This is a genomic window from Virgibacillus proomii (genome assembly GCF_018916875.1).
GTDB lineage: Bacteria > Bacillota > Bacilli > Bacillales > Amphibacillaceae > Virgibacillus > Virgibacillus proomii_B.
Genome location: NZ_JAHLNO010000004.1, coordinates 125,485 through 142,773, shown reverse-complemented (window position 1 = coordinate 142,773; position 17,289 = coordinate 125,485). Strand labels below are relative to the sequence as shown.

Sequence of the window (17,289 nt, the reverse complement as noted above, 5' to 3'; positions counted from 1 at the left end):
TAAAAGACAGCAAATCATTATGTTGAATTGCTGTCTTTGTTATTGGGATGATCACAAACTAAAGCTGCTAGGTGCAGGTTGCTTGTTAGTCGAAAGCTTAGTCTTTAAGAACGGATATACGCTTGATACTTTTCTTTTACAGCGTCGATGATGTGATCATAGGAAGCTTGGATTTCATTATCCGTTAATGTTTTTTCAGGATGTTGATAAACAATATGATAGGCAACCGACTTCTTCCCTGCTTCTAAATTCTCACCTTCATATACATCAAAGACAGAAACATCTTTTACAAGTGGTTTGCCAACTTCTTTAATTACTTTCTTAATATCATCTGCTAAGATGCTTTCATCAATTACAAAAGCAATATCCCGACCAATCGAGGGATATTTTGGAACTTCTTGATAAGATGTTACAGGTTTATAGGCGACCAACAGTTCTTCTAAGTTGATATCAAATACATACGTTTCTTTTAAATCCCATTGGTTTTGGATACGAGGATGTACTTGTCCTAAAAACCCAATCGTTTTACCTTGTAAATGAAGGGATGCCGTTCTGCCTGGATGCATATCTTTATGCTTGAATGGCTTATATTCCACAGAAAAGCCAAGATAGTCAAATAATCTCTCTAAAATTCCTTTTACCACATAAAAATCCACCTGTTTTTTCTCTTGCTGCCACGGATGATGAAGCCAATTTCCAGTTAGTGCTCCAGCCAGACGTAAGCGCTCATCCGGCTGCTTCGTTAAGACGGTCTCTTGCGTAAGAAAAGTTTTACCAATTTCATAATATCCTAAGTCTAGTTGGTTTCTTGCTTTATTATAGGCAAGCACTCGTAAGATTTCTGGTAAAAGACTTAATCGTAAATATTTGTGATCTTCGCTCATCGGCAAGGCTAATTGAATCGGCATATAATTTGCTTCACTAACCTCAGGACTGATTAATTGATCCTTTGTTTCTTGACTGATTAGAGAATACGTATGACTTTCCATCAGTCCCGCGCCCTCTAATAATTTTTTAATATTACGAATCAATTGCTGTCTTTCTGTTAATCCACCTGCTTGACCAACACCATCTGGAAGGGTATAAGGAAGATTGTCATAACCATATATTCTTGCCACTTCTTCCAGCATATCCTCGAATATAGTAATGTCACCTCTACGTGTTGGTACATGTACAATAAACGTAGAAGCCTTTTGTTCATAGTTAAACTTTAAGCGTTTTAACGCATTTTTTACATCGTCAGCTTGTAAATTTGTTCCTAGGCGTCTATTCATCTCATGCATATCCATTTCAACTTGTTTCTCAGAGCGATCAAGCTGATCGTATTCAACAACACCTGATAAAATAGTTGCGTCTGCGTATTTTTCTAATAATTCACAAGCACGAATTCCTGCTTCCTTTACTCGATTCGGATCAACTCCTTTTGTGAATCGGGTACTGGATTCACTGCGTAACCCTGTTTCCTTTACAGCATTGGTCACCACATCACCTGTAAAATATGCAGCTTCTAACAAAACATTTTTCGTAGAATCTGTTACTTCTGTAGCCAATCCGCCCATAACTCCAGCTAATGCAATGGGCTCAGCTCCATTCGTGATAACTAAATGGTCATGAGACAAAATACGTTCATGTCCATCTAAGGTTACTAACACTTCTTTATCCTTTGCACGACGAACAGCGATTTGATCCGAATTCAATTTATCATAATCAAACGCATGTAATGGTTGACCATATTCTAATAATACATAATTCGTTATATCTACAACATTATTAATCGGACGGATTCCTGCAGCTATCAAATAATTACTCATCCATAATGGGGAAGGTTTAATCGTCACATCACGAATAATAAACGCTCCGTAATATGGATTATCTTCGGGTGCTTCCACTCGGACGGAAATAAAATCCTGTGCAGCTTCTTTCGCCATTGTTGGAGCAGGGTTTGGCAACTGTACTGGCTGATCTAAAATAGCGGCAACTTCATAAGCAACGCCAAGCATGGATAAACAGTCGGCTCGGTTTGGTGTTAAATCAAACTCTAAAACAGCATCATTCAAGTTTAATAACGATTCTACCACATCACCGACCATCACATCTTCCGAAAACACATAAATTCCGTCTGCTGCATCCTTTGGTACATATTTTTCTTCTATTCCTAACTCCTGCAACGAGCAAATCATTCCATTCGATTCAACGCCACGCAATTTGACTTTTTTTATTTTAAAATTTCCTGGAAGTACTGCTCCCGGCTTCGCTACGGCTACTTTTTGTCCTTGAGCTACATTAGGTGCACCACATATAATTTGTAACGTTTCATCTCCAACGTCTACTTGACATAAATGAAGCTTATCAGCATTTGGATGTTCTTCACAAGATTCCACATAGCCAACAACTACATTTTCACTCTTTTCAGCAACATACTCAATGCCATCTACTTCAATTCCTGTTTTGGTTATTTTTTCTGCCAATACTTCTGGATCCATATCTTTAATATCTACATAATTTTTTAACCAATTTAATGATACCAACATATTGATTTTCCTCCCTACGCATTATGATACTGTTTTAAAAAGCGAATATCATTTGTATAAAATTGACGAATGTCTTTTACGCCATATTTAAGCATTGCAATTCGTTCTGGGCCCATTCCGAATGCAAAACCACTATAAACATTCGGATCATAACCGGCCATAGAAAGTACATTTGGATGCACCATTCCAGCTCCTAGAATTTCAATCCAGCCAGACCCTTTACAAACAGAGCAGCCTTTTCCTTGACAAATCTTACAAGAAATATCCATTTCTACTGACGGCTCTGTAAATGGGAAAAAGCTTGGACGTAAGCGAATGTCCCGGTCGTTTCCAAAGATTTTCTTAGCAAAGATATCTAATACTCCTTTTAAATCACTCATTCGAACATGTTTATCAACATATAAACCTTCAATTTGCGTAAATTGATGGGAGTGAGTTGCATCATCTGTATCCCGACGATACACTTTACCTGGTGAGATCATTTTTACTGGTTTATTTCCTCCATACGCTTCCATTGTTCTAGCTTGTACAGGAGATGTTTGTGTCCGCATTAGCAAATCTTTCGTAATAAAAAATGTGTCCTGCATCTCTCTAGCGGGATGATTTTTCGGTAAATTTAAGGCTTCAAAATTATAGTAATCCGTCTCTACTTCTGGGCCTTCCCGTACTTCAAAGCCCATACCAATAAATAAATCTTCAATCTCTTCCATAATTTTCGTTAATAAATGCGGTCCACCTAATTTTATTGGTCGACCAGGAAGCGTTACATCTATTGCTTCTTGTTCTAATTGTTTTTCTAATGCTATTTGCTCCAATTTTTCCATTTTTTCTTCTAAACTTGCGGTAATTTGTTGACGAACTGCATTAGCTAGCTCACCTACAACAGGTCTTTCTTCTTTGGACAATTTGCCCATTCCACGAAGCACACTAGTTAAGGAACCCTTTTTCCCTAAATATGCTACTTTAATATCTTGCAGTTTTTTAATATCTTCTGTTTTGGCAATTTTTTCTAATGCTTCTGTTTCAATTGCTTTCAATTGATCTTTCATTTTAGACTCCTCCTTCTTATTTTGAAATGATCATAGAATCCATCACGTAAAAAGAAATTTGGCTAACGTCTAGTCTCTGGCACAGCAGTTATTTATTAAGTGTGTGTTTCAAAAAGAGGATAATCGACTTATAAACATCCTCTTTCACTTAAATTTTTACAACTTTAAAGCAACCTCTATCTACTTTTAATCCCAGAATAGGCTAGAAGCGCTCGGTTAGCGGCAGATTTTTCTGATGTCATTAAGGACAACTTCATTCAAGAAGCGCTTTTCTCCTCGAAAAAGGAAAACACTTTTTCTGCGTGCGGTGTATCGCTGACGTAGGTTTCCTTGTCCTTGAAAAAGAAGAACACTTTTTCTGCGTGCGATGTTTCGCTGACGTAGGTTTCCTTGTCCTTGAAAAATCGCGATGCTTATTCAAGAAGTCTTACTTCTCCTTGAAAAGAAAAACACTTTTCTTCGTGCGGTGTATCGCTTCCGAAGCTTTTCTTGTCCTGTCGCCCAAACGAAAATGGGGATTTAGGAACCGATGTTAACTCATAGAAGAAGATCGAAGTTTGCTCGTCATTCGAGCGTTTAACCGCTAGACAAAAGATACTTTTAAAAAAAATTATCCACCATGTACAAACGGATATTGTTTCCGAAACAATAAAAAACCTCCTCCCAACAAGGGACGAGGTCTATCATCGCGGTACCACCCTAGTTAACACAAGTATTTACATGTGTTCACTTTTGTAACTGATAACGGAACTATCCGGAATACCTTTACTCATGACTAGAGGTCCAAGTATCTGCTCCAGAGTGAAAGGATAACACCGCTACGATATAATGCTCTCAGTCTAAGGCATTCTTCCCTGTTAACGTAGAATTTGGCAAGTTATCCGGCTCTTTCAACGCTTTACATATAAAGTTACATATATTATAAAGAATTACCCAACAGTTTGCAACATTATGCTTGAAGATAATACATTAAAACCCCTGCTGCTACACTAACATTTAATGATTCTGCCTTGCCATAAATGGGAATAGTAACGCATTTATCCGCTAAAGACATTAATTCCTTTTGCACCCCATTTGCTTCATTGCCTAGAATAAGAGCTGTTTTCCGCTCCGGCTTTAGACTTGTATAAACTTCCGCCTTCTCTAATGCAGAAGCCCAAACCGTAAATCCAGCCTCCTGCAATTGCTTTATTTCATCCGGTAAACTAGCTTGTCGAATTGGAATATGAAATAAAGAGCCTTGTGTGGCTCGAATTGCTTTATCATTGAAAACATCGACTGTTCCTTCCCCTAAAATCACTTCAGAAAACCCTGCCGCATCTGCTGTACGGATAATCGTTCCCAAATTTCCCGGATCCTGAATAGCATCAATTAATAAAACAGCACTAGACCTAGTACTAACTAATTGCTTCATTGCAACAACAGCAGCAACTCCTTGTGGTGTATCCGTTTGTGATAATGCTTGAAATACATTGCTTTTTACTGTAATGATTGGTATATCTTTACCCAATAAAGGCGGCTCGACCCCTTCTTGGATTATCATTTCTATTATTGTCCAATTGCTTTTAAGTGCCTCTTCCACTAAATGGAAGCCTTCAATTAAAAAAGTTTTTGTTTTCATTCGTTCTTTACGTTTATATAATTTCTTCCACATTTTTACTTTATCATTTTTTATTGAAGTAATCATCTTTATCATCCTTCACTTCCTTGAAGCTTATCCTAAATAGTATACATATTTCCGCTTAACAAGGTCAAACTAAATTTAAATTAACTCGAAAGTGTTATAAAGAGGAGGAGTTCCCTTGGATTTAAATTTACGAAAAGCTATCTTGAGTAACATTGCATCTAATGATCAAGAGCAATTAGAAGCAACGATTGTCGACGCAGTTGAAAATGGTGAGGAAAAAATGCTTCCCGGTCTTGGTGTTTTATTTGAATTAATATGGAAACATACCAATGAAGAAGAAAAACAGCGTATGGTTGAAGCACTGGAGCAAGGTGTAAAAGAAGCTACTAATCAATAAAGTAAATCTTTAATCACTAGAGGTTTTCCTTTATCCCTCACTGTTGGTTAGAGTGAACAGAATCGGACATTTGACTTACAGTTGATTCTTCACTTATTCTCCGGTTTTACCCCGTACCTTGAAGGCAAGTCTTACTGCCAGTTACATGCAGGATAAGAAAAGGAATAGCCGCCGTTCCATCGGCGGTTTTTTACATGAAACAAGCTCTGCAGCAAAAATCTAGTTATTTCTAAAATCACTCTTTCTATCCAATCCGCTATTTAACAATAAGTTACATTTAACAAAACGTAACTATTGCTTTTTTATGATTAACAATGAAAAAATAGCTTGATTTGTGTTCGTTCAAACCAAAAAATTTACGACAGCTTAATAAACTATAACTAATTTGTAAATTTTTTTAAAAGAAAAACAACATACTTAAAAACAGTATTATTGACCCAACTTCAATAGTACAAGAGTCTATAGGTGCAAAAACAATGAATTTTCTTATCCTTCTCTATTGATTTAATAGTCCTTCCTTCCCTTATTTATTTTAACTTCAAGATAATTAATATATCTTTTATCTTCCTCCTGTTTGGACAAGATCTGGCACAATTTGACTATATTTTTTCGAAGTGTTATAAACTAAAGAGATACTTCATTGTAATCCTTTTACTTATTAAATAATACAAATAAGTATAAAGTAACAAAGAGAGAGGGGAAAATGTTTATGGAAGAAACGCAATCTCAGAAAAAAAAGCTGTCGCCAAAAGCACTAATTAGTATTATTATTGCAGCAATACTACTAATCGGTGGTGGTGTGGCAGCATACATTTTTGCAAATGTATCAGATAAACAGAAATATTTCTTAGCAGAAAAAAATACGATGGAATTTATGACTGAACAAATAGAAAAACGATATGAGCCTGAACTTGATTGGCTAGAGCAATCAAAGGAAAAACCTGTTGAAACAAATTACGAACTGTCAGCAGAATCGAATATGGCGACAGAAGATCTTGGTATGGGAGAAATGGGTCTATCCCAATATATTAACAACTCGACTATTTCATTAAAACATGCAGTAGATATGAAAAATAAACAAATGGCTGGGAGATTGCAAGCAGATATTGGCGGCATTAAAGTCGATGGCGTTGAATATTATTTAACTGCAGAACAATTCATGCTTGGCTTACCATTTCTTGATGAATTGCTTTCCGTTAAAGGAAAAAATGTAGGTAATCTGCTGTATCAATTAGATCCGATGACATTTACAGGTGAAGAAAACATTGATTTTGCTACTTTTTTTGAAGGCTCACTCTCTGAAGAAGATGTCGAATATATAAAAAAAGAATATGGCGAAATGATTTATGACCAACTTTCTGATGAGGCATTTAAATCAGAAGACGAAACAATTAAGGTTCATGATCAATCTTTAGATACAGAAAAAATCACGATGAAATTAAGTGAAAAAAAGCTGAAAGAAATACTTAAGGAAACTGTCGAAAAATTACAATCAGATGATAAGCTAAAAGACCTTATCCGCAAACAATTAGAACTACAAGCAATGGGCAGTTCAGCACTTGATAGTGACATCGATCAAGTGATGAAGGAATTTGATACATCCTTAAAAGAAGGAAAAGATGGAATAGATGATCTACACATTCCAAATGGTTTAACATCAACTATTTGGGTTCATGATGACGTTATTGCCCAGCGTGATTTTAGTGTAAAACTAGGGCCTGATAAAGATCAGCTTGTTACGTTTAGTATAAAGGGAACACATCTCCTAAAAGAGGAAAAGCAACAATTTAACCTTGACTTCAGTTTTGAAGATTCTATTAGCCAAGGTAAAATGAATGCAGCAGGAGATTTATCTTGGAAAGATGAGAAAGCTAAAGACTCTATTAAACTAACAATTGAAGATCTTGTCCTCTCCTATGATGGTAAAGAATCATTAAAGGATGGGAAACGAGATTTTGAAAGGACGTTCAGTTTAGAAGACCCTGCTGGTGAAAGTGGCAGTATTATATGGAGTGGTTCTTCTACTTATAAAGATGATAAAATGAATGCTGATCACAGCTTTGCATTTGCACCCGCTGCGGATAGCCAGCATCTATTTTCGCTACATGCTGCTGTTGATGGAAAAACCATGGATAGCGTAAAAATTCCGAAAGATGATGAAACAAAAGATCTAGGAGCAATGCAGGCAGAAGAAATAATGCAATACTTTGAAACAGAGGTTGGACCTAAGTTTGAAGGTTGGTTAGTTGAGTTGCTGTCAGCTAGTGGCAATCTAGAATTTTAACTTAGGCAAACAGCTAAATAATTCGATGGAATGGAAGTGCCCTCTTTATGCATTTCGCAAGGATAACTTTACTGTTAATTAAAAATAATGTATTGCAGCTCAAGAGGAAGTGGCTAACACTTCCTCTTGTTTTGCTATTTCCCTTTATCATTATTGGCTTATTAGCCACGATTATCGTAACATTCGTTACTCCGAACGAACGATCTCCGATTCAAGTAGGCCTCGTTGACTTGGATCAATCAAAGGAAACAAAGCTTCTGGTTGGTATGATGGATGAGACTTCTCAACTTGGAACTTACATTCAATTAAGTTCCATGGATGAAACAGTAGCAACTGAGAAGTTAGAAACAGATGAACTCAGTACATATATCGTATTTCCAGAAAGCTTTACAGCGAATCTTTATCAGGGAGTTCCCGTAACCTTACCGATTATTGGTAACTCCACTCAGCCGATTCAAAGTCAAATGGTAAAAACACTAATCGAAAGTGTAACGAGACATATTCGAGCTTCTCAAGCAAATGTATTGACCATTAACACCTATGCGAAACAACTTCCTATTAATGACCAAGAGCGAAATGATCTGGTATTTGAACAATTTAAGGAGTTTGTTTTTTATACGATCGGCAGGAAGCAGCTTATCCAGGAAGAGGAAATTATAAATCAAGCTACAGCTAATCCAATTACATACTATAGCTTAGCAAGTTGGTTTATCATTTTTACGATCTGGCTGTTAATCATTTATAATTTCCTATATCAAGATTTGTCACCTCGACTAAAACAACGTCTAACTTTATATGGCGTTCATCCTTTACAGCAAATCTTTGCCAAGTTATTGGTTACCCTTGGCTTTGTTACGATAATAAGCTACATTTTCTTATTCTTCGTCATTGAATTATTACATTGGGATATTCATCTGATGGATTCGATAAGGATAATTATCGTTACAATCTTATATAGTACTTGCTTTCTATTTAGCATTGCAATGATTGAAGTGCTTATTGCTTCTTATCGATTACGTTTGCTAACACAAATTGGCATTACGATGATGGTTCTATTGTTAAGTGGTGCGTTTTTCCCGACAATTTATCTACCTTTGAATGTACAGAATCTATTAAGCTACATCTTTTCAACTGAAGCGCTGTACTGGCTTCAAGAAGTAGTATTAAACGACCGCTTATTTGTTGACTACATTCCTTTACTTACAATGACCGGGGTTGGATTTTTTCTTCTTTTAAGCATGGCACTGGGAAAGGAGCGCATCCGTCAATGAAAGCTATTATCCAAACTCGCTTCTTACATTGGAAACAGCAATTTCCTGCTTTATTATTTTGGCTGATCTTACCTGTAGGTGCTATACTTGGTTTTAACCATGCTGTAACAGCTTTTCAAGCAGACAGTAAAGTTCCTGTGGGAATTGTAATAGAGGACCAATCAACTACAGCTAGAGAACTGGTAGATAAAATTAACGAAGCTCCATTTATCCGTGTTAAGCAATTGGAGGAAGAGCAGGCATTACAGCAATTGAAAAAACATGAATTAGATAGTGTATTTATTATTAAAGAAGGCTATGAGAATCAAGTTAACAGAGGTAGTCGTAATCGTTTACTAACAAGCTATCAATCGGATTTATCTTTTGCCTATACACCTGTATCGGAAATGATTGCTTCCTTTGTACAAGAAGATACTGGTCGTGCTAAAACCGCTTATACCATTCTACAATTAGAAGAGCAATTGATGACGAATACAAATTGGAAAATAGAAGAAATCATTACAACAAGCAAAAAAATAGAGGCTGAGCAAGATTTATTAAAAGCTAGTTTTCAATTTAAAGGCCAAGCAAAAACAAATGAAACGAATTTAAAGTTATGGGATCATTGGGGATTGTGGGCATTGTTTTCCATCTTGGCAACCTTTTTCTTATTTGACTGGTTAGTAAAGGAAACTCGTTCTTCCGTTCAGACCCGTTTTGTATTTATTCGCTTTGCTTTTAAAACATATGCTTTATTAAATCTTCTAGTATATACAATCTTGTTGTTCGTTATCGATTTAGCAGCTGTTTTTATCTTTTCTTATGTCTTTGGAGAAGCCATTAATCTTTCACGAATTGCTGCAATCATTTCATTCCGACTCATGATTAACGGATTCGCTTTTTTGCTCGCAATAAGCATGAAAAAAATTGTTGCGTACTATAGTTTATCACTAATAATTACATTGTTACTTGCATTAACGAGCGGAGCTATTATTCCGACAGATGATCTAATGAGCCAATTGCCATTTTTAAGTGTACTTCATCCTCTTGTACCATTTCTAGATGGATTATTTCACAATATTTGGCTATACATGGTCGTACTAATTATTTGCTTATGGTATGGAAGAAAGGAGAATCAGTATGCTTAAAGTGGACAATATTACAAAGGCTTATCATAAAAAGCCAATAATTACAAATCTTTCTTTTACCGTTCAACCAGGTGAAATCATTGGCTTAGTGGGAGAAAATGGTGCGGGAAAATCCACTTTATTACAAATACTCGCTACGTTACAGCCACCGACTGAAGGAAATATTTATTTATACGATTGGTCTTATAAAAAAAATCGAAAGCAAATACGACGTCATATCGGTTTTGTCCCTCAGGATATCGCTATTTGGGAAAACTTCACTGTAAGAGAAAATATGTTGTTTTTTGAGAAATTATCTTGGAAAAAGAAGTCAGAAAAACAATTGGAACAGCTATGTCTTGATATGAATTTAGACAGGTGGAACGAGAAGGCACATACATTGTCAGGAGGAATGAAACGAAAGTTGAATTTAGCAATCAGTCTTATTCATGATCCGAACCTTCTTCTATTAGATGAGCCTACTGTAGGAATTGATTTAAAATCTAAAAAAGAGATTAGCTTCTACTTGCAAAAATTAGCTGTAGATAATCAAAAAATGATCGTCTATACTTCCCATGATATGGATGAAATAAAGGGATTATGTACACGTGTGCTCTGTATTGGTAAAGATCCATTTTATAAAGATCTATTACAACAGGCCGGGAAAGAGATTGCAAGTTTTTAAAAACAGATTGCGAAAAAACGAGAATATAGTAAAATAGTAGGAGATAAGATAGGAAGGAGGATGTTGATATGGAGATTAGAGATTTACAGCAAATGATGCAATACGAAGCAATGTCTGTGCTTTCATCTGGTTCGAGCGGATTTTCCAGTCACTCTCCAATGATTGATCTCGCATTCAGGGAGTTGCTCCAAGAGCAAATAAACAAAGCAAATGAACTGCAGGCATATTCACCATTAACTCCACAAAAGCATACATATACACCTGTTCGTTCAATAACTGCAACTGAATCAGACAGTAACATTGATTCCTTAATACGTGATGCTGCAGCAAAATATCAAATCGATGAAAAATTAATACGTTCTGTCATCCAAGCAGAATCTAACTTCAATCCATATGCAAAGAGCAACGCTGGTGCTCAAGGATTGATGCAATTGATGCCTGCAACTGCCAGAGCCTTAGGTGTCTCTAATCCATTTGACCCTGCGCAAAATATCAATGGTGGTGTTAGTTACCTAAGCCAAATGATTCGTCGTTACAATGGAAATACGGAACTTGCTTTAGCAGCCTATAATGCAGGTCCAGGAAATGTCGATAAATATCAAGGCGTTCCACCGTTTAGAGAAACGCAAAATTATGTTAAAAAAGTAATGGCCAATTATTTAGCATAAATGAGTGAAAATTATATTCACTCATTTTCTTTTTTATTTTATGGGAATTATATCCGCTTCTACATGGCGGATAATTCTTTTGAAAAGTAGCTTCGTCTAGCTTATATACTGAAAGCTTATGTAAACTTCGATTTGCTTTCTACAACAAGTCAGAGTCGGCTCGAATCTAAAGGAAGACCGTAAAAGCGGGCTTGTCGCTCAGGCGTCGGCATACCCCTGTTTTAGAGGTATGTTTCCTTTATCCCGAATATAAGGAGCCGTGTTTTTCTCATTTTCAAAAATCTGCTTATTATTTTGTGAACTTTACAAGTAAAACGACTCTAAAATTCCCGTTTCGTTTAGGTCGACAGGACAAGGAAAGCTACGACAGCATTACCTTCGCACGAAGAAAAAGTGTTTTTCTTTTTTCGAGGAGAAAAACATTCCTTGAATAAAGTTGCCCTATATCCGTATGTAAGGTGCCGTAAAATTACAACTTAGAGAATTCGGAGAAGTTTAAATTGGAGATAACGGCACCTAAATGCCCGATTGGTTCAGAGGCCTTTAGGTCATACCCTTGCAGTACTAACATTTATTGGAAAAAGATCCAAGAAATGAAGTTTCACTTTATCTCTTCAGAAGTTTTCCGGTTTGTACATCGCTAAACGAGCGCTTGTCGCTCTAATTTTTCTGACTACTTTTCAGTAGGTAAAACTTAGTTAAGCCATGTTTTACGGCGTACATATTTGGTGAGTGCATCAAAAAAATTTACCGATTTTAAAAAGAGGCTTATGTCTAATTATAAGCCCCTAATTATTTTATCACTAATTAAATATAAGTGAATCTACAGTATCCTGATCCAATTTTTTAATTGTCTCGACAATTAATTTCACAGCATTATCAAAATCATCACGATGCAATATTCCAGCATGTGTGTGAATGTAGCGTGTTGCGATCGTAATAGATAAAGAAGGAACACCATTTGCGGTAAGATGGATGGAGCCTGAATCTGTTCCGCCACCCGCCATTGATGTATATTGGAATGGAATCTCATTTTCTTCTGCTGTTTTAACAACTAGATCACGCAGACCTTTATGAGAAATCATAGAAGCATCATAAAGTACAATTTGCGGACCTTTTCCTATTTTGCTGTCAGCTTCATGTTCAGAAATTCCAGGAGTATCACCAGCGATACCAACATCAACAGCAAAACCAATATCCGGTTTGATCGTATTAGCTGCCGTTTTAGCACCTCGAAGTCCTACTTCTTCCTGAACAGTGCCAACCCCATAGACGATATTTGGATGCTCACTGTCTTGTAACTGTTTTAATACTTCAATAGCGATCGCACAACCAATTCGGTTGTCCCATGCTTTTGCCAATAACATTTTTTGATTTTTTAATGGTGTAAATTCAAAATAAGGAACGACAGAATCTCCAGGTTTTACACCAAATGACTCAGCCTCTTCTTTGCTTGAAGCACCAATATCAATAAACATATCTTTAATCTGGACTGGTTTTTTCCGAGCTTCTGGAGAAAGAATATGTGGCGGCTTTGAACCAATAACTCCTGTTATATCTCCTTTACTTCCCATGATTGTTACACGTTGTGCAAGCATCACCTGACTCCACCAGCCGCCAGTGGTTTGAAAATAGATAAAGCCATTTTTATCAATTTTTGTTACCATAAAGCCGATTTCATCTAAATGACCGGCTACCATAATCTTCGGTCCATCGTGAATACCGGTCTTTTTTGCAATTAAGCTGCCTAAATTATCGTAAACCACTTCGTCTGCATAAGGTGTGATGTATTTCTTCATGACATTTCGTGGTTCTCTTTCATTACCTGGAATACCTTTTGCATCTGTTAACTCTTTAAACATTTTTAATGTATCATCTATCTTTTCCATATGGAGTCACCTCTTATCTTTTATCTATTCCATATTATACCGCTAATTTTTACGGTTTCAAAATAGTAAGTTGAGTCGCCCGATTTTATAAGATATGTTTTCCTACTTTAAGACAATTATTAATAAATAGAGCGTTTCTGCTTGTTCAGAAACGCTAGTTATTTGTTTGAATACTATGTAGTACTTCTCCATTCTCCTTTACAAAGAATGTAACGGTAAGTGGTTGATTTTCCAATTCTATTTTTCCATTAAAGCGAAAACCACAGTTTTGAATTACTTTATATTGAGCTTCTATTATGGGAGAGCAATAGCATGAAATAGTTCAACTTTTTTTGAAACAGATATGTTACCAATCCTTTACTGCTTATATTGTGTATCCCCTATTTTTGAAATATGTTGAGATAAGCAAATGCGATTTCTGTTTGGTTCTCAACATTATTTCTTATCCGTATTGTAGAAGCCAATAAAGTGAAACTTCATTCCGTGGAACACGGAATGTTTAGTTGAACGAATCGGGCATTTAGGTGCCGTTTTCAGCAACTCTGGTCTTGAAGTGAGAGTCTTACGGCACCTTACATACGGGATAAATTCATCATTTGCTTTCATATAATTCCCAACTTCAAATAATTTTGGTCACCAATATTCGGTACAGCTGACAAAACACTTTTTTGGATGGTATCTCATAATTTCTCAGCCAGTATAATCGTTGTTCTTTTATTGTACGTCAATCTGGCAAAAATTCATAAGCTTCCGGTTGTGAAATAATTCAAAAATAGTATTAACATCTTTAATTCTAAACTCTATTAGTAATATTTCACCACAGTCTATGGTAAATAGTTGGTTTATATCCATCTTCCAACTTATCCCTGCAAATTCACTTTTATCTTTCACAATATGCTGCTCTATTAGTTTAAATCCACCTCTTCATAATCTATACGGAATTTATACATAATGCAACTGTTTTTACTGTGCTTGAATCTCTTTAATTAAAACAAAATAGTTAGTCGATCTCTATCCTAAGAGGATATGAAATCGACGACCCTTTAATTTTTCTACTACAAGTTTCTACAGGATGTTGACTGTTTCCATAACGCTTTCTTATTATTTTCCAGATGAACCAAACCCGCCTTTATCTCTTTTAGTATTGGACAAAACTTCTGTTTGTTCAAGATTAACTGATAATACTGGAGCTATGATCATCTGAGCAATTCTCATATGTTTTTCTACCTTGAAATCCTTCTTTCCATGGTTAATTAAAATGATCTTAATTTCGCCTCTGTAACCCTCATCAATGGTACCCGGGCTATTTAACACCGTAATTGAATGCTTTAAAGCTAAACCACTTCTCGGTCTTATTTGTGCCTCTGTTCCCTTGGGTAATTCGATTTGTATTCCTGTTCTTACTAATTCGGCTTCCCCTGTATGGATAATCTTCTCTTCAATAGAAAATAAATCCATCCCAGCATCACCCTCATTGGCACGATACGGTAATTTTGCCTCATCATCTATCAATTTAATTTTCAATTTGTATTCCATTCAATATCCCCCATTTTAGTAAATTTTATGCCACTTCATTATGTATGAAGAACTATTTAATCCTCTCATAACTGCTTATCGCTTTTTGCAATTATGACAAATCATCACTTCTTTTTTATGATTGTAACATGAAGATTTAAAAAAAGTGAAACCTTCGAATACGCTAATACGTATTATATACGTATTATAGGAGAATAACTAGCAGGGAGACGGTAGTATGATAGTTATTTTGTTTCGCATACTAATTGTTTTTGCTTTAGCACTACTTGTATATACTTGGGTTCAATATTATCGTAATCCTCTACGAAAGCTAAGGATCGCTAAAGCAGAAGGTGATTTTTACTTTTTAGACGATCCAAATAACAGCAAAAAAAATGTTCTGTTTGTTTATAAGGGATGCTTATTTGAAGGGGAAAAGTATGTCGGAACAACAGAGGATTCATTTGAAGTTGTTGATATACATGTAACAGTAAAGGATCCTTTGGAATTAAGCGGTCTTAGAAGAGATGACTTATATTTTCTTGAAGAGGAAATCTTAATTCGCTATCCCTTTGCAAAAATTGAATGGAAACATCCTATAAGTAAGTTATTGATTTAGCCGTTTAAAAAATCCTCTCTCGATAGTAGCGTAAGATATCGATATTTTTGTTTTAAAATTACAGTAGTATTCATGTTCAACGGTTACAAGTGTTATTATCGTATAATTTGTTTTTAATAAAGCGTAGCAAGAACGATGAAACCTGCTTCCCCTTCTCGCATTTTTGAAAGTAAGAAATGGTGAAATAAAAAACCGTTCTGTATTAATTTTTAATTTGGCTTGTTTGTGCTTATTTATTTAAATGCATACAATCTGTTGCTCGATGCTATGCCGCCTCGAACTTCAATACACAGAACGTACTAGTATTGGTAATGCGACAGGACAAGGAAAGCTACGTAGCGACGCATCGTACGCAGAAAAAGCGTTCTTCTTTTTCAAGAACAAGGAAAACTTTGGAAGCGATACACCGCATGCAGAAAAAGTGCTTTTTCTTTTTCAAGGATATGCTTCGGCAGCAACACATCGTAATTTTTTAAGACGTTACGATTTTAACCAAACTCGATTCTTTTTAACTCCTTTTTGAACACGCACTATAAGAATTAACATAACAAAGGTAAGCTATATATAACTTCATTAACATGATATTCGTTTTTCATTTAAAGAAACGTTACTTAACAGTGAATATTTCTAAATAATAAAGAAGCTATTTAATACATTTAAGAGAGCGGAATCAGAGATATGTTTTATGTTAAAAATTAAAACGAATGCCAAATTCGACATCCGTTGTTTATCTAAGAATGATAATATCTTGTCACATGTCATGGTATTATAAAAATATAGTGTATCCTTAGACCCTTTCTTCTGACCTTACATGGAAAAATTCCTGCCATTTAATATGTACTTCTTTTCTGCGTAACATATACACACAGGGAAAAAGCAACAAGAAGAACAGACTAAGGTATAAAGGAGTTAGATTCGCGATCCATTGACCAATAGAAGTATAAATAAAAGCTAATGGAATATTAGAGAAGAAAGAAGATTTTGTATAATCTTTAAACCCTGTGGATATTTCTAATAAGCACAGTGATAATAAATGGAAATGAATAAATGGAATTAAGCGAAGCAGTGCTATTTGTGATGTTGTAAATGACTTTTGTTTGCCAATAATCCTTTCTTTCAATTTTTGAAACCGATTCATTGACTTTGGCATTTTATGAACAAAAAAATAAAAAAAAATGCTAGATAATGTAATGCCAATAAGCGAATAAACAGTTCCAGCAATAGCCCCAAATATGATACCACCTGATATACAGATAAACATAACAGGGAGAAAAAATAACGGTCGTATTAAATGAAAACTAATAAATAATAATGGAGCAAACAATCCCCCGGCTTCAATAAAAGTGATGATGTGATTTCCTAAAACTTCCATAACCCGCCTCCTCATGCTAATTCTCTGCAGCGAATATATTGGATGCGCATTATTACATGTATATGACAGGAGACGAGCCTTTATGACAAGAATATAGGTTAATTTGTATAGTCGACTTCATTCTTTGAAGTCTTTTTAATCCATGGTAGAAGTAGATCAAAGGCTAAATTCGCTATCTCCTTGAAAAAGAAGTACGCTTTTTCTGTGTGCGATGCCTATTCAAGAAGCTTTCCTTGTCCTTGAAAAATCGCGATGTATTGCTGCCGTAGCAACTCT

15 protein-coding genes are annotated in these 17,289 nt (G+C 35.6%); 8 read left to right on the top strand and 7 right to left on the bottom strand.

What is annotated here, in order from left to right; translation table 11 throughout:
* Nucleotides 1-104 precede the first annotated feature (104 nt).
* The 4 genes from pheT to KQI21_RS01855 all read right to left on the bottom strand — a co-directional run bounded on the left by pheT (nt 105) and on the right by KQI21_RS01855 (nt 5,267).
* The gene (gene pheT, locus KQI21_RS01870) at nt 105-2,531 is read right to left on the bottom strand and encodes a phenylalanine--tRNA ligase subunit beta (protein ID WP_216482315.1); all 2,427 of its coding nucleotides are present in this window, start codon (nt 2,529-2,531) and stop codon (nt 105-107) included.
* 14 nt (nt 2,532-2,545) lie between these two features.
* Entirely contained in the window at nt 2,546-3,580 is a 1,035-nt protein-coding gene (gene pheS, locus KQI21_RS01865) for a phenylalanine--tRNA ligase subunit alpha (RefSeq protein WP_216482314.1), read from the bottom strand.
* A 253-nt stretch (nt 3,581-3,833) separates the two neighbouring features.
* Entirely contained in the window at nt 3,834-4,001 is a 168-nt protein-coding gene (locus KQI21_RS01860; protein WP_216482313.1) for a hypothetical protein, read from the bottom strand.
* A gap of 528 nt (nt 4,002-4,529) precedes the next feature.
* Entirely contained in the window at nt 4,530-5,267 is a 738-nt protein-coding gene (locus tag KQI21_RS01855) for a TrmH family RNA methyltransferase (protein ID WP_216482670.1), read from the bottom strand.
* Between the two features lie 115 nt (nt 5,268-5,382).
* On the opposite strand from KQI21_RS01855, the gene sspI reads away from it, so the two are divergent.
* From sspI to KQI21_RS01825, 6 genes are all read left to right on the top strand, one after another.
* Nucleotides 5,383-5,604, top strand: a complete 222-nt coding sequence (gene sspI, locus KQI21_RS01850) for a small acid-soluble spore protein SspI (RefSeq protein ID WP_216482312.1) — start codon at nt 5,383-5,385, stop codon at nt 5,602-5,604.
* A gap of 709 nt (nt 5,605-6,313) precedes the next feature.
* Entirely contained in the window at nt 6,314-7,888 is a 1,575-nt protein-coding gene (locus KQI21_RS01845) for a DUF6583 family protein (protein WP_253291239.1), read from the top strand.
* 47 nt (nt 7,889-7,935) lie between these two features.
* Nucleotides 7,936-9,159: an ABC transporter permease gene (locus tag KQI21_RS01840; RefSeq protein WP_216482310.1), complete on the top strand. Its 1,224-nt coding sequence runs from the start codon at nt 7,936-7,938 to the stop codon at nt 9,157-9,159.
* Entirely contained in the window at nt 9,156-10,286 is a 1,131-nt protein-coding gene (locus KQI21_RS01835) for an ABC transporter permease (RefSeq protein WP_216482309.1), read from the top strand. Before KQI21_RS01840 ends, KQI21_RS01835 begins: the two co-directional genes overlap by 4 nt.
* Nucleotides 10,279-10,950, top strand: coding sequence for an ABC transporter ATP-binding protein (locus KQI21_RS01830; RefSeq protein ID WP_216482308.1), 672 nt, complete (start codon nt 10,279-10,281; stop codon nt 10,948-10,950). The genes KQI21_RS01835 and KQI21_RS01830 overlap by 8 nt, the downstream gene beginning before the upstream one ends.
* A gap of 68 nt (nt 10,951-11,018) precedes the next feature.
* Nucleotides 11,019-11,618, top strand: a complete 600-nt coding sequence (locus KQI21_RS01825; RefSeq protein ID WP_216482307.1) for a lytic transglycosylase domain-containing protein — start codon at nt 11,019-11,021, stop codon at nt 11,616-11,618.
* A gap of 803 nt (nt 11,619-12,421) precedes the next feature.
* Here the strand turns inward: KQI21_RS01825 and KQI21_RS01820 are convergent.
* Entirely contained in the window at nt 12,422-13,507 is a 1,086-nt protein-coding gene (locus KQI21_RS01820) for a M42 family metallopeptidase (protein ID WP_216482306.1), read from the bottom strand.
* A gap of 1,101 nt (nt 13,508-14,608) precedes the next feature.
* Complete coding sequence (gene dut, locus KQI21_RS01815; RefSeq protein ID WP_216482305.1) at nt 14,609-15,043, bottom strand: dUTP diphosphatase; 435 nt, start codon at nt 15,041-15,043, stop codon at nt 14,609-14,611.
* Between the two features lie 217 nt (nt 15,044-15,260).
* On the opposite strand from dut, the gene KQI21_RS01810 reads away from it, so the two are divergent.
* Nucleotides 15,261-15,641 carry a sigma-w pathway protein ysdB gene (locus tag KQI21_RS01810; protein ID WP_216482304.1) on the top strand — a complete coding sequence of 127 codons (381 nt, stop codon included), beginning with the start codon at nt 15,261-15,263 and terminating at the stop codon, nt 15,639-15,641.
* 262 nt (nt 15,642-15,903) lie between these two features.
* Nucleotides 15,904-16,164, top strand: coding sequence for a hypothetical protein (locus KQI21_RS01805; protein WP_216482303.1), 261 nt, complete (start codon nt 15,904-15,906; stop codon nt 16,162-16,164).
* Nucleotides 16,165-16,428: 264 nt separating this feature from the next.
* Here the strand turns inward: KQI21_RS01805 and KQI21_RS01800 are convergent, their stop codons facing one another.
* The gene (locus KQI21_RS01800) at nt 16,429-17,013 is read right to left on the bottom strand and encodes a TVP38/TMEM64 family protein (RefSeq protein ID WP_216482302.1); all 585 of its coding nucleotides are present in this window, start codon (nt 17,011-17,013) and stop codon (nt 16,429-16,431) included.
* Nucleotides 17,014-17,289: the final 276 nt, after the last annotated feature.

Bases quoted from the DNA above. Each gene is read 5' to 3' on its own strand.
- KQI21_RS01835 (WP_216482309.1), top strand. From the start codon at position 9,156: ATGAAAGCTATTATCCAAACTCGCTTCTTACATTGGAAACAGCAATTT.
- pheS (WP_216482314.1), bottom strand. From the start codon at position 3,580: ATGAAAGATCAATTGAAAGCAATTGAAACAGAAGCATTAGAAAAAATT.
- KQI21_RS01830 (WP_216482308.1), top strand. From the start codon at position 10,279: ATGCTTAAAGTGGACAATATTACAAAGGCTTATCATAAAAAGCCAATA.
- pheT (WP_216482315.1), bottom strand. From the start codon at position 2,531: ATGTTGGTATCATTAAATTGGTTAAAAAATTATGTAGATATTAAAGAT.
- KQI21_RS01805 (WP_216482303.1), top strand. From the start codon at position 15,904: ATGCTATGCCGCCTCGAACTTCAATACACAGAACGTACTAGTATTGGT.
- KQI21_RS01800 (WP_216482302.1), bottom strand. From the start codon at position 17,013: ATGGAAGTTTTAGGAAATCACATCATCACTTTTATTGAAGCCGGGGGA.
- KQI21_RS01855 (WP_216482670.1), bottom strand. From the start codon at position 5,267: ATGATTACTTCAATAAAAAATGATAAAGTAAAAATGTGGAAGAAATTA.
- KQI21_RS01820 (WP_216482306.1), bottom strand. From the start codon at position 13,507: ATGGAAAAGATAGATGATACATTAAAAATGTTTAAAGAGTTAACAGAT.
- dut (WP_216482305.1), bottom strand. From the start codon at position 15,043: ATGGAATACAAATTGAAAATTAAATTGATAGATGATGAGGCAAAATTA.
- KQI21_RS01810 (WP_216482304.1), top strand. From the start codon at position 15,261: ATGATAGTTATTTTGTTTCGCATACTAATTGTTTTTGCTTTAGCACTA.
- KQI21_RS01840 (WP_216482310.1), top strand. From the start codon at position 7,936: ATGCATTTCGCAAGGATAACTTTACTGTTAATTAAAAATAATGTATTG.
- KQI21_RS01845 (WP_253291239.1), top strand. From the start codon at position 6,314: ATGGAAGAAACGCAATCTCAGAAAAAAAAGCTGTCGCCAAAAGCACTA.
- KQI21_RS01825 (WP_216482307.1), top strand. From the start codon at position 11,019: ATGGAGATTAGAGATTTACAGCAAATGATGCAATACGAAGCAATGTCT.